The organism is Vibrio sp. 2092 (genome assembly GCF_033339635.1).
In the GTDB taxonomy this organism is placed as follows: Bacteria; Pseudomonadota; Gammaproteobacteria; order Enterobacterales; family Vibrionaceae; genus Vibrio; species Vibrio alginolyticus.
This window is the reverse complement of sequence record NZ_JAWOUY010000001.1, coordinates 191,503-204,519: the sequence shown is the minus strand read 5'-3', so window position 1 is coordinate 204,519 and position 13,017 is coordinate 191,503. Positions and strand designations below refer to the sequence as shown.

Sequence of the window (13,017 nt, the reverse complement as noted above, 5' to 3'; positions counted from 1 at the left end):
ATTAACCTAAATAAAAGTGTAAAGTTCCTTTCTATTTAATAATGAATAATAACCTCTTTTTAAGGAATTGAAAACAATATGAAATTCGAAAATTTTGCCCCATATGTAAGTAAAGACGAGCTAATTAGTTGCGGAACCCTATTTAAAGAAAGTAAAAAGGTTAGGGAAATGAAACAGCTAAGCGCCAAATTTATAGAAAGAGATTTTGGTAAATATGGTTTTACGCATAGGACACAAGTTAGCCGTGATTTAAGTAATAGCGGTTTTGTTCTTGGCAATAAAATATAAAGGTTTGAATAAAATGAATAAATTAAAGAAAACCGTATTAGCTGTAGTTCTAGGTTCAAGTTTGACAGTTAGCGCTCCATCTCACGCAATCCCTAACGTTGACTTTGCAAACTTAACAGAAGAAATCGTCGGTAACATACAATCAGCATCACAATGGGTATCAGAATCTCAACTTATGACAGCTATGATGGCTGCTGACTCATATTTTCAGCAAGCAATTATGTCAATGGATTCGTTCCTGGCTCAATTCTCACTACAAAAGGAATTAAAGCTTGAAGAATCCCTGCATAACCTGATGGTAAAAGAAATGTCAGAACCTGACAAACAAGCACCGCGCACTTGTGCTATCCAAAAGGTTTCAAACGCTGTTGACTGTGTAACTACCGATACAACCGTTTCAAAACTGGATAAAGACTCTCACGAAAATAATAACTTTACAGACAGTCAAGTTAAAGTTACTGAAAAGAAAGTTGAAAAAACTAAAGAGCTAATCGAGCTGTGTCGAAACCTACAATATGCGGATAATATTGAGGGAACAGACAAGCTTTCAACAAGCCTTTGTTTACGAGGCGGGATCTTGCTTGGGACTGAAACTCAAGATGCTTATGAGCCAAGCGAGCAAGTGGCTGCTGACACTATTATTGATTTAATCACTGGTCCTTTACCAGAACACAAGAAGTCACAAACCCTACCTGAAGGCTCTTTTGAAAAAGATGCAATGATGGTTAAAGAAATGAGAAAACTTGCCATAAGGTCGCTTGCTGTTGCTTCACTTCAGCATATTGCTGCTGTTAGAGGTTCTGCTGGAGAAAGTAGTGAACTAAAAGCGCCATCTGAACTTTCCCTTTTACAAGATTTCTCTGATGAAAGGTGGGGTAATCCTGAGTGGGTTGTTGAGGTTGCTGGAGCAACAGCCGATCAAAAAGATGCGGTAATGCCTAGCGAACTGCAAAGAAGAATGGCTGTAATGCAAGCATTCCAAATCCATCTGGATATCCTTAAGTACAAACAACAATTAAGAATGGAAGCTTTGCAAGCATCATCCTTGATGCTAGATGTTGAAAACAGTTCAAATTTAACTAAATAAAATAAAAATAAAAATAAATAACAAAATATAATAAAAGATTTAGGAAAAGAATATGAAAAGGTTTTTTTGGGGGGTTGTCGCGGCAACTCTGCCGTTGCAAACATTTGCAAACGGATACGACAACAATGATTTCATAGACAAACAAGTATTCCCTATCAATTCTTTGATAGTTAGCGCCTTTATACTTCTTGGCTTAGTGCTCATTGGTGCTGGATTATATGATGTTAAAAGAAATGCTGAGAATAAAAACCAGCACCCTATTTCACATGCTGTAAGTAAAATGTTCGCAGGGATGCTTTTATTGTCATCAAGTGCAGCATATCACATTTTCTCAGGTACAGTCTCGAATAGCACACCTAGCTATAGCATGGATGTTTTATCAATCAATGAGAGTGACATGCTTGGGAAGGTTGGAGATCTAAGCAATAGCTGGTTAGGTGAATACTTACCTGCACAAACCATTGAAATGCTCATTGGTATAATTTTCTTATTTGGCGTTTACTCATTCCTTAAGGGTATTTACATACTAAAAGACATGGGAGCACCAAAACAGCAAGGACAGGATTCAAGCCCACTTAAAAAGTCAATTATTCATATTGGCGCGGGTATGATTGCAATGAACATCCTTGACTTTGCTTGTTTTGTAGGCAACACGCTAAATATGCCATTTTTATGTTTTAATTAGGTATATATAAATGATAAAAAAAATATTCGGGATGATTGCATCTGATGCAACAAAAGAATTAAAAAAGAATGTAACAGTAAAATATGTCAAAGACATAAAAGAAACAGCAAAATCGGAAGGCAAAATCTCACCTGCTGTGTCTAGCTCTGTAACAAAAGACGAGTTTTTCAATAGATACAAAGCTTTGAGGTTAACCAATATAGGCGTAATTGTATTATTTCTGTTTTGTTTATGGCAAGCCCTTAGCTTCAGCTCAATTCTATCTACAATAATATGCTTTGGATTTGTGTTTGGTCTTTCCTTGCTTTACTGGTCGAACTCATATCAGTTGTGGAGAGCTAGAATTGTTGCCAGGAATTGGTCTCAACGCCATAAAGTATTAACCACATCATACATTCAATATTTCAACGTAATCAAACGAAAACCTTTAGAATTTGCTCCAATTAAGTTATTATTTAAGTAACAATAAAATGGAAAAATAAAAAATGAACATTAATAAAATACCAATAAAAAATGTTGTTGTAATGTTCTTCATATTTTTCCTTGCTTTAGGTAGTGCAAGTGCCTATGCAAGTGATGTTTCTTATGGAGAAAATTCTGTTAACAGCGCTTTTAATAACATCTTAAATATGCCAGTGTCTTTGGATCCTTCGGATGCAAACGTTGACTATTTTCATGTTTGGTTAAGAATAATTTTTGGTAGCTTTATATTTGAGCCTTGGACGAATGATAGTGGTGATATTTCTATACTGGCTTCTGCTATAGGGTTTACCAATCTATTGGCAATCACCTTCGGAACTGTGGTTATGGTCTACGTTCTAGGTGGTGGTGCATTAAACTCTACTCATAGTGGTGAGGTTCTCAACAGAAACTGGTCTCCTGTTTGGATGCCTATAAGATCTGTATTGGGGATCGGATTGGTTATGCCAGTTCCTGGTATTGGTGGTGGAGTAATGTCCCTATCTCAGGTTGGAATTATATGGCTCGTCATTTTTGGCTCAAATTCAGCGACATTCTTGTGGAACAATACCGCTTCTAAGCTAACAACAGATGGTATATATGGGTACTCACCTGTATCTCCTGGCAATAAGCCACTTTTGAATATTGTTCAGAGCTTATCCTGCGTTGATCACAGCGTTAAGGCGGAGAGAATTATACCAGGCTATAGAAAGCCAGGATCTGACCCTAATAAGGCGCAAATTGCTACAGTTGATTACTACACAGGTAGAACGACTCAGATTAAAACTGTTGACGGTTCAACGAGAAAGGTTTTCGAAATCAAGCAAGAGAATATTTTTGCTGATGTAATCAAGACAGATGCTGAGACCTATACCCATAGAATTGCAAATGTTGGTGGTTTAACAAACCTTCTTAAGTCCGATATTCAGATTAACAATATCTCATTTATGTACGGCTGTGGTTCCATTAAGGTACTAGAAAAAAATGACTCAATAATCAATGAAAATGCGTCTTTATCAAGCGCAGACCTTGATGAAATCAAAAATTTTGAAACTGCATTCAGCATGTTCCAAAAACAAACATTGCCTGATGCAATTAATGCCGCATTTGCTATAGCAATTGATATAGGGGACTTAGATAAAGGAAATCCAGAAAGAGCAAATCAAGCTGTAAAAACACCTAATTCAGATGATTCTAACAAACAGATACTGAGTCAGATTGAAAGTAATTCAGAAAGATTTGCAAAAGCTGGTTCCGCATTTCAGAGCCAGATTACAAGCACTATTCCTAGCTATCTATATAGAGAACTAACTGGTGATGAAAAGAAACAAGTTGATCGAATAACTAAGGGTGGTTGGTCAGCAGCGGGTTTATGGTTTATTGAGGTTGGCTCAACCCAACAAAAAGTTGGATCTTTTGATATCGATAATAAAATTTCTGCTCCAGCAAGTTCAGGATTATGCAAAAACATAACTGAAAACATTGATGCATCTGAAGCATGTAAGCAGTCTAATGCAAATTATGAGGCAGCAAAGGCACTGATTTCCTATGTTTACAAAGCGTCAAATGGATATGTCGAAGGAATAGGTCCAAAGACATCAAAAAGCAATTCTGTAAATATTGACTCTTATATGGGTAAGTGTCCTAGTTATGATGACTGTGAAATTGATGAGGATGTTGCATCGACATATGCAACAGATACTACTCAAGCAATTCTGAATCATTTTGCTAGCGGTCCAATTTTCTTTGGTGAACAGGAAGCAGGTGAATCAGTTCAAGGTAACATGTTTAATCCTGCTGGCTTTTCAAACCCGTTTTTAACACTATCTTCAATCGGTCATACAATGAACACCTACGCTGCAACAGGATATGGATTGGCTGTAGGGGTTAAGGCTCTTGGAGCTGGCATTCCTGCAATTGGTGAGAGTTGGCTATTTAAAGGGGTTGATGTTACAGGAGGAGGCAGTGGAGCACTTAATGCCTTGGCTTCGGTTCTTAGTTCAGTCGGGCAATTACTTTTGATTATTTCTATTGCCTACTTGTCATGCGGATTTGTTTTAGCTTACATGATCCCGTTCTTACCTGTAATAGCATGGACAAATATGATGATTGGCTATTTAGTGACAGTTATTGAAGCATCTACTGCTGCTCCACTTGCAGTTGTTCAAATGCTGCTTCCTGAAGGTCAAGGGATACTGGGACAAAGGCTGGAAAGAGCAATGCAACTATTAATTGTTGTTATTCTCAAACCGTCATTAATGATTATTGGTTTAATTGGCGCAATCACGATTGCTTCACTTGGGTTCACTATCTTTAATACATTCTTCTGGTCAGCAGCAAAAATGTATTTACATGGTAGCCCATTAGATCTGTTCGCGTTGATTGCTCTGTACACAGCAACTGCTCTAGCAATCACTCAAACTATCGTTTCTATCATGTATACTTTGCCAAACCACATTTTAGAATGGTTTGCTGGTGGCGCTGGTAATAGAGGATTTGGGGAAGATAAAGTAGGTGAAGCTTTGAAAGGCAGTGTTAATGATATCAAACACAAAGCTGACGGTATTATGAGAACTCTTAAATTTAACATGAGACAGCCTAAAGGTGATGGTAAGGATAAGCCAGAGCCTGATAATGAAAATAAAGGCGGTAAGTAACAAAAAACCCTCGCACTGCGAGGGTTTTTATTCATCTTTAATTTTTGCAATCTGGTATGTTTGAAAAATTAGGATGCCAATAATTAAAGTCATCGTCCCATACTCTAAGTAAGGTATGTATTTAATAACCCCTACAGACTCAGGAGAGAGGCTATGGAGATAGTTAGTAATCATCCCGTAGAATGCGCCAACCCCAGCCCAAATCGCCGCTATAGCCATAATTACAGCAATTATTAAAATAAGCATGTTTCCTCCAATATTCTATTTTTTATATTACATAAAAAAGAGAGATTGTCAATAATCTCTCTTTTATTAATAAGTGGTTTAGAAAGCTACATGCTTAAATTCTGATTTCTTTCTAATTCTCTAGTTTGAATCGTAAATTTTTTGAAGCTAGAGTCACCTGAAATTTCAACTTTATATTCTGACTCGTTTTGCTTGTCGATCTCTCTCAACTCTGAAAGACTAGACTCCATTTTAGCAACATGCTGCTCCAAACCTTTTAAGATGTACTTCTCTTCATCTGTAAGCGCCCTTTCAAAAGGTAGCTCTTTCAGTCTGGTTTTGAATGAGGATATTGTTTCATTATCAGCATCAGGAAGCTTAAAGCTAACCATTTTCGATACATAGGAAAGATAGTTTCTAAACTCTACCTTTGAGTATTCCCCGCTCGACAGAAGGTTATCCATGTGAGTATTCCATTTAGAGCGAAGCAATAAGTCAGCAATACGCTTTTTATCATTTGCTTTCAATGCTTGGTCATAGACATCTGTCTTTTCTAGTCTTGTAGCATTACTACTAAAGTCCACAATGTGATGCATTGAGTCTCTTATTGCCATATCGTTGTTAGAAAGGAAACCTCCTGAATACAAAGTACCATATACATCACTTTTATCAGGTAAATTGCTTTCAAATGCTGCTTGTAACTTTGTTAAGAAGTACGGGTCATTCTTTATGGCTTCATTAATCAACGCAAGATTTCTATCACATTGTTCACGATTAATGTTAAATCTCTTATATAATAAGCTAGAAGACTGTTCATCAACTTCTTTCAAAATTGGTTGCTTATTTGTCTTAATAGAATGTAAACCCAGTCTAGGAGCATCCTCAGGCAAATCTGCGCGTTTAGTAAAAACTAGCTTTTGAATTTCTTCTGAGCTTGAATTAATTAATACAGTTGGATCTTGAGTTAAATCAACACATATAAATGCATTGCTATTCTTTGGATCCATAACTAAAGGATAAATTAATGTAGTGAAGTAATTAGCCTCATCAATAACCCTTTCCGTGTAAAACATTGGTTGTCTTTCGGTCAGTAGGTTCTTTACATTATTCTTGCTAGATAGTTTCAAGAAATAATCGAACAATCTAGGTTTTTTATCCCTAATTAGCTTAGCCAACTGCACTGTTGCAATTACATCGCTTAATGCATCATGGGCTGACTCGTGTAATAAATCATTAGCTCTACATAGATCTTCAAGCTTTAAACTAATCTTTCCTTCCTCATTATGAGGGAAGTTAATAAGGTTAGGAAAATAAGCATATGTCATTTTTAATAGATTATAGAAGTCAACTCTTCCGTTGTTATTCTTCCACTCATGATCATACATTCTGCGATTATTTCTAAACATTAGATTTCGTGTAACTTCATCATCAAATGCCATTGTGTTGTAACCAGAAATGCATGTGTTTGGTTTCTGCTGCATCGCATGTTGAACTATTTTTGCAAACTCGTATTCAGAAACGCCTTTTTCTTCTAGCGTCTTAGGATCGATTTTAGTAATCATGAATGCATCAATTGAGGGAACTACATCCAATCTCATTTTACAATATACGTTTTGGTCTGACCCCTGAATGATATTCAATTGAGAATCAGTATAAATCCAAGCCCCTTGAACAGGTTGGCTATGATTTTTATCTAAGCCAGCGGTCTCATAATCGTACACAAAGAAATTTTCATAAAAAACAGGATCAAGTTTTATTGGCATTTTATTTCTCTTTTAAATAAAATTGGTTATTGAATTGAATTAATAATAACATAAAAACAAAGGTATGTATAATGACAATAAAGCGATTAACTCAGAAATACCAACTTTCTGATTCAGACATAGATAACATCTTAAAATCTCTATCATCAGGCGAAACACTTCTAGAAGCCAAAAAGCGTCTTGCATCTGATCTTTCCAGTGAAGCCATTTACTCAATAGCAAAAGAACTTTGTAGAATTGAGATGGGTTTACCCATCTCTGAGGTTAGCCCTGAGTTTGTGGAAGGTCGCGCTAAACTTAATAAAACTAGAATAGCCGAAAGAAAAAAAACTGAAGGTGATAAAAAACAGGTTAATTACATTCGTAAAATACGAGATGACATTAACCTGTGTCTATTAGAGTTGAGTATTGTTTAACACATCACTCCATTGGATAGAGAGACGACAGGAATCCTACTCTCTCTATCTACTAACCAGTCCACGTACTTCTTAGCTCCGAAGCAATCATCATCTTTTTTGTTTTCTTTCCAAAATTCCATAATGCACTGGTGTCGTCTATCGCAGTCAATACATTCAGTATTCTTGTTTGCAAAGTATTGTCTACGGAGATATTTTCTTCTATCTTTTGAGGATAGAACCGTTTCAAAGTCTGACTCAAAGATATTTCCAAAGGGTTGCATATACTCAGTATATCCATCTCGGTAATCTGGAAGTGTAAAGTCACCATTTGGCATTAGAAACATTGTTTGACCAGCTATGTTTCCGTTTTTGTCAGTGTTTGCCCTACTCATTATGTATTGGGATTGACCAATAGCAGGAACATTAACGCCCTTCTCTTTGAGTTCATACCAATACTCCATAAACTCAATCATAAACTCTGAATACTGATCCATTGATGGCGCATATTTCCCATAGTGATGCGCTTCATTCTGCTCATTTCGCATCATTGGTAGGAATGAAGCTTCGCTAATACCAAGTTCAACAAGATAGTCCAGAACGCCCTTTGGAGTATCTTCTAAAATTTTATTGTTTACTACGGTAATTGTTCCAACGCTAATTCCACGAGATCTAGCAAGCTTAACTTTTCGCTCCCAGTCTCTCATATAGCGTTTACCGCGCATCAAGCCATCAAAAGATGTCTGAAAGTAACCGCCACACCACTTTTCAAAAAACTCAAACCAATACTCCTGTACGGCTATTAGAGACGTTAAAAGGGTGTGTCTGATATGGTAGCCATCTTTTTCGGTAAAACGCTCTTCAATGAGCTTGAAGGCAGATATCATGTAATCTATACCCATCTGGGTTGGTTCACCACCATACCAGTAGAATGAGAGAAACTTAACTGGTACATCAGTTTTGTCTGCATAGTAATCATAGACCTTATCCATTACTTCTTGGAGCTGTTCAAGACTCATTACTGGGCTGTTTCTTCGTTCATCTGTTGATAAGTAACAATGTGGGCAGTTAAGTTCGCATCTTAATGATGGCATCATCGTAAAAACGAAATACCCGCTTTCTATGTTGTTCTGTGTGTTCGCATCAAAACCATCAGGCATTTTATAGCAGTCGTAATCTCTTTTCGGTGACGGAATGACTACTTTTTTAGTCGTGAAATTTACATTACTCACTTTTTATTCCTTTTATTAATTATTAAGCGGCATATTACAATAATATGCCGCAAAATCCAATTGGTTCACTTTTGTCCATCGTAATCGTATGGTCTAGAGATTGCAGTTTCAGTTTTTTCTTTAACTGTATTGTTTTGAGCTTGATTTACTCCAGAAAGTATAACCTTTGGGTTTAGCAATCTAGCAATTGATGGTGCAATCATTTTGTATAAAATTCTGAATATTGAAAAAAATGAAGAACCACCCCTAGTTTGCTTTAAAGCTTGGTCTATCTCTTCCTGAGACCGTTTTCTTATCTTACTCGTATCTTGGTTGGACATTTTCTACTTCTACTAGTCTTCTAGTGTTCTTAATAAAACGTTTAAAGCCAGGGCATTCACCTTCCCCGTTCCAAAAATCATGTAAAATTCCGCAAGCCATCTGACACTGCTCCATCTCGTCACAACCAACACATGACGTTTTGACTTTCATCGCCTTACGTCTCTCTTGTCGATACTTCTTTGACTTCATGATTGTTGAAATATTTGAGTCGAAAATATTTCCCATAGAATCGAAACCTAACTCACCACCAGCTTCAATACACGTCACTGTTTCACCATTCCAGTCAATGTCAATACTTCCAGGTATAATCGGACATATAATATCGTCATTTGCTCTATTGAACTTTATGGAGTTGATAAGAGATTCAACTGGATTAACCGCGATTTCATCACAAATTTTACGTTTCTCAAGATACCAGTCTGTAGCATCAATCAAAAACTGGCTTGTTTCCTCAAATGCAGGGAATACGCTTGTGATATGCTTCATTCCATCCCCAGACGGGATGAAAAAGCCTGTATGAATACCTCTAAAACCGATACCATATAGGTATTCGAGTACATTTTTAGCGCCAAGATCAACAGCTTGCTTAGTTATAGCCATAGTGACATTTATTTTATGACCATCTGCAATCATCTTCTTGCAATTATCAATCCACTGATTTTCTAGCTCAGGCGCGTGTTCATGATTCACCTTGATGAAGCGAGTATTCACTTCATACGAAGTAGAAATATGATCAAAAAGTTTAGCTACTTTTACAGCTCGTGAGGTAAGTAGATTAGTTACTATTGATAATTTAACGTTTGTAGGTATCTGAGCAAACTTTTCATTTGCATAAGGCAAAACTTCTTTAAAGAATTTTTCGCCTAGCATACTTGGCTCACCACCGATTACATGCACTTCAGCATTTAGGTAGCTGGGATTGGAAACAAGAAAGTCGCAAAGCTGATCTACTACTTGGCAGAACTGTTCTTTTGTCATGTATTTTGACGAAACTTTTTTGTCTGTGCTTATGTAACAGTGCTCACACCTTAGGTTGCAGTCCCTAGTTACATTTATCTGGCATAAGAAGGTTGAGTTAAACATAACTATCCTATTTATTAATTATTTCTAATGTGTCCAAAATCTCAAGCATACGATCTGCAATTGTGTATCTCTTATATTCATCAGTTTTCTTTTTTGAAGATGCCACTTTTACAATGTTTTGATTTCCATCAACGTAAGTTAATTTAGCTTGCGATCTTGATGTTTCGATAATCTTATCACAGCGAATGATAGAATCAAAATATAGCTTTCTAGCTAAAAACCCTTTTTTTTCTCTGCCTTTCAATAATTTTAGAGATGGCAGATTCTTTTTTAAAGCCCATAGGTTTTTGTCATTCTCTTTATCGGGACTGTTAGCGCTAGTAAAGAGATGAAACTTGTTTTCTTCTTCACAGAATGTGAAGTACTGGTCATAGTTTGTGTTTATTACAGGGAGACTTTCCTGAGCACCATGTGAAAACGACTTAATAGAAAAACAACGCTCAATGATTTGATCAATTGAGGTGAGCTGCTCGTCGAAAATCTTTTTTGAAAGCACTCTACTGAACTTTTCATTGTCAATTTGAAATCTGTATCTATCTATCTTCCTGATTTCTTTTGGCAGGTTTTCTTCAGGTGTAGCATGAATCATTACTCTCATACCCTTTGATGCAAGTTCAGAAGCTACTATGGCGTTAACGAGATGGTCTTGCCCTACGATGACGTAATCAAAATCAATAGTCGCGTATCTGTCAAAGAGTAATGCAGAATACACATCGGCATACAGGGATAGCTTTGAGTAAAGTCCGCTTAAACCACTAGTCCCTCTTTTCCTATTATTATTTCTAGATAGATTGAATTCACAAATCTTTATGCCTGCGTAAATATTTGCAATTTTATAATTGGGAAAGAATACTTTATTTTTCATTATTTAAAATCCAGCTTTCAATTTCTTCCAGTTTGTACTGACTTATAAGTTTATCCATCAGTGAAAATAATGATTTCCAAGTTGTACAATATGGAGTCTTAGCATACACGCTTAATCTTTTTTCTATAGCGTGCATCATACATCCACCTTGGCATTCTTTAAAGTAGGGGCAGCTACCGCATTCTTTTGCAATTTTTATCTTGCGCCTTAAAAGCTTCCTTTGCTCGTCCCTATCAATTGAATAATCAATAATATTACCTAATTTCCCGAAGTTATGATCTGCAAGTTCTTGGCAAACATAAATATCACCATTTGGTTCTATACTTAGACTATTATCAACACAATCAGATTGCCATGAACAAAAGTTACCCACTGTTCCTTTTAGACCAAAATGCTCTAACCGTTTTTTTAACAATGTGTTGAATGGCTCTAATAAAATATTTCCTTTCATGAACCAGGATTCAAACAATTCTAAGTAAATTTTTTCTAGTTCTGATTCAGAAACCAAGACAATATCTGATCCTCCCTGAAAGACAGGTCTAACGACAATGTTTCTGGATTCTCTTTCAGCTAGATGATATTCATCTAGAATAAACCCCTTATTTACACCATCAATTGTTAAAACGGCAGGCAAGGTTTTATTATCATATTTATTTATATGATTTAGACTCGACGTTAGCATTTTTCTGTATCGCGTAGATGACGTACCTAGTTTTCGTTGCCTAGTGTAGTTATCGATTGATGTTCCAATTCTCCCATCAAATAGCTTGTACACCTCATCAAGCTTACGCTTCGGCGCAATTAGGTTGCTTTGAACGCCATCAGTTACGTGTATGCCTTTGCTGACAAATACCTCTCTAACGCTCAGTACAAGAGCTTTTAAATCTTCAATTGGTAGCATTGTTACTTCACCACCGACATATTCTATAGTTAGGTATTTAGGTTTAACGCCTAGATCGTCCCAATACTTCAGTGTGTTTTCGGCAGATATTCTTGCTTCTTCTGGTGTCATGCTGTCAAGTTTTGTTTGCATTGCGGACGAGCAATATGAGCAATTAGCATTGCAATTTTTTGTTATTCTAAAATGCAAAACAAAAGACTGGTTATTCATATAAACTCCAAAGGCAGCTCGTAAGCTGCCTTTTAATATTTTTTATTTGTAATTCGAATAATTGATATTCATTTTTATCAATTTTAATCAGAATCAGACTGTTCTTCTTCAACTGAACTCTCGCAATCCGCAGCTTCTTTTTGTAGCTGCATTTGTTCTTCAGCTTTGTTAGCAATTACCTTGGCAAGAGCGACATTCAATGTTCGAGCATATGTTTCAAGACCACCGAAAGGTTCAAATTGCTCATTGATATCTTCGCGAAGCTTATCTTTCATCTTATCCATTAGTTCGATATTTACACCTTCTACAAAACGCGCATTGATGTAGTCATCTGTAGCCATTGTTTCTGGAACATGATTGTTGCATTCCATTAGAAGATACTGGAAGTAGCTACTTACTGGATAGATTTGATTTTTAACTTTAGGATTTTGGAACAAACACTCAAGGTATTCTTTATTTAGCTCATAAAACTCATCCCAAGCCTCAGGATCATTCATTTTGTCAGAACCAGGGAGCAAGATTGAAATATCGTAGTTTAGAAGCTGCATATTTGTTACTAGTTCATTGACATCATGCTCTAATCCAAATGGAACCTCAAGTATCACTTTCAACTTAGCATCTTTATAGTATCTGGTAATTACATCAGCGAGGTCATCATCTAAATCATCACCATCTTCATTCATTTTAGCCAGCAAGCCGATTTCAACTACACCTTCTGGGATTTCATGAACATAATCATCTACTTCTATCCCATAGACATGGGTGAGCGGATTGCCTTCTTCTTTTTGTTTTGCAATATATTCATGCAATTCTGATAATTTCATTTTTATTAGCCTTTTATTTACA

Annotated in this window: 14 protein-coding genes; 6 read left to right on the top strand and 8 right to left on the bottom strand. The window is 36.3% G+C overall.

The genetic code is table 11. The features are described 5' to 3' along the window. The first annotated feature begins 78 nt into the window (after positions 1–78). The 5 genes from R7P80_RS01390 to R7P80_RS01370 are packed head-to-tail and all read left to right on the top strand — an operon-like array spanning position 79 to position 5,176. Positions 79–288 (top strand): hypothetical protein, encoded by a 210-nt coding sequence (locus R7P80_RS01390; RefSeq protein WP_038129313.1) that lies wholly within the window; start codon positions 79–81, stop codon positions 286–288. 13 nt (positions 289–301) lie between these two features. Further along, on the top strand, positions 302–1,375 hold the full coding sequence (locus tag R7P80_RS01385; RefSeq protein WP_318096548.1) for a hypothetical protein: 1,074 nt from the start codon (positions 302–304) through the stop codon (positions 1,373–1,375). Positions 1,376–1,427: 52 nt separating this feature from the next. Further along, entirely contained in the window at positions 1,428–2,060 is a 633-nt protein-coding gene (locus R7P80_RS01380) for a hypothetical protein (RefSeq protein ID WP_054389675.1), read from the top strand. Positions 2,061–2,070: 10 nt separating this feature from the next. Further along, positions 2,071–2,523, top strand: coding sequence for a hypothetical protein (locus tag R7P80_RS01375; RefSeq protein WP_054389676.1), 453 nt, complete (start codon positions 2,071–2,073; stop codon positions 2,521–2,523). Positions 2,524–2,545: 22 nt separating this feature from the next. Beyond that, positions 2,546–5,176: a DotA/TraY family protein gene (locus R7P80_RS01370; protein WP_318096545.1), complete on the top strand. Its 2,631-nt coding sequence runs from the start codon at positions 2,546–2,548 to the stop codon at positions 5,174–5,176. A gap of 27 nt (positions 5,177–5,203) precedes the next feature. Here R7P80_RS01370 and R7P80_RS01365 read toward each other — a convergent pair whose 3' ends face one another. Continuing rightward, a complete protein-coding gene (locus R7P80_RS01365; RefSeq protein ID WP_054389678.1) occupies positions 5,204–5,422 on the bottom strand; it encodes a hypothetical protein in 219 nt (72 codons plus the stop codon). Between the two features lie 86 nt (positions 5,423–5,508). Further along, positions 5,509–7,164, bottom strand: coding sequence for an exodeoxyribonuclease I (gene sbcB / locus R7P80_RS01360; RefSeq protein ID WP_318096543.1), 1,656 nt, complete (start codon positions 7,162–7,164; stop codon positions 5,509–5,511). 71 nt (positions 7,165–7,235) lie between these two features. Between sbcB and R7P80_RS01355 the strand changes: the two genes are divergently transcribed. Further along, a complete protein-coding gene (locus tag R7P80_RS01355; RefSeq protein ID WP_054389680.1) occupies positions 7,236–7,580 on the top strand; it encodes a hypothetical protein in 345 nt (114 codons plus the stop codon). Here the strand turns inward: R7P80_RS01355 and R7P80_RS01350 are convergent. From R7P80_RS01350 to R7P80_RS01325, 6 genes are all read right to left on the bottom strand, one after another. After that, the gene (locus R7P80_RS01350; RefSeq protein WP_258637653.1) at positions 7,577–8,791 is read right to left on the bottom strand and encodes a radical SAM protein; all 1,215 of its coding nucleotides are present in this window, start codon (positions 8,789–8,791) and stop codon (positions 7,577–7,579) included. The genes R7P80_RS01355 and R7P80_RS01350 overlap by 4 nt on opposite strands. A 65-nt stretch (positions 8,792–8,856) precedes the next feature. Continuing rightward, complete coding sequence (locus R7P80_RS01345; RefSeq protein ID WP_318096540.1) at positions 8,857–9,111, bottom strand: hypothetical protein; 255 nt, start codon at positions 9,109–9,111, stop codon at positions 8,857–8,859. Next, entirely contained in the window at positions 9,089–10,090 is a 1,002-nt protein-coding gene (locus R7P80_RS01340; RefSeq protein WP_071236949.1) for an SPASM domain-containing protein, read from the bottom strand. Before R7P80_RS01340 ends, R7P80_RS01345 begins: the two co-directional genes overlap by 23 nt. A 112-nt stretch (positions 10,091–10,202) precedes the next feature. Then, positions 10,203–11,060 carry a hypothetical protein gene (locus tag R7P80_RS01335; protein ID WP_318096538.1) on the bottom strand — a complete coding sequence of 286 codons (858 nt, stop codon included), beginning with the start codon at positions 11,058–11,060 and terminating at the stop codon, positions 10,203–10,205. Next, positions 11,050–12,171, bottom strand: coding sequence for an SPASM domain-containing protein (locus tag R7P80_RS01330; protein WP_318096535.1), 1,122 nt, complete (start codon positions 12,169–12,171; stop codon positions 11,050–11,052). The genes R7P80_RS01335 and R7P80_RS01330 overlap by 11 nt, the downstream gene beginning before the upstream one ends. A gap of 83 nt (positions 12,172–12,254) precedes the next feature. Continuing rightward, a complete protein-coding gene (locus tag R7P80_RS01325) occupies positions 12,255–12,995 on the bottom strand; it encodes a hypothetical protein (RefSeq protein ID WP_053314414.1) in 741 nt (246 codons plus the stop codon). Between the last annotated feature and the right edge of the window lie 22 nt (positions 12,996–13,017).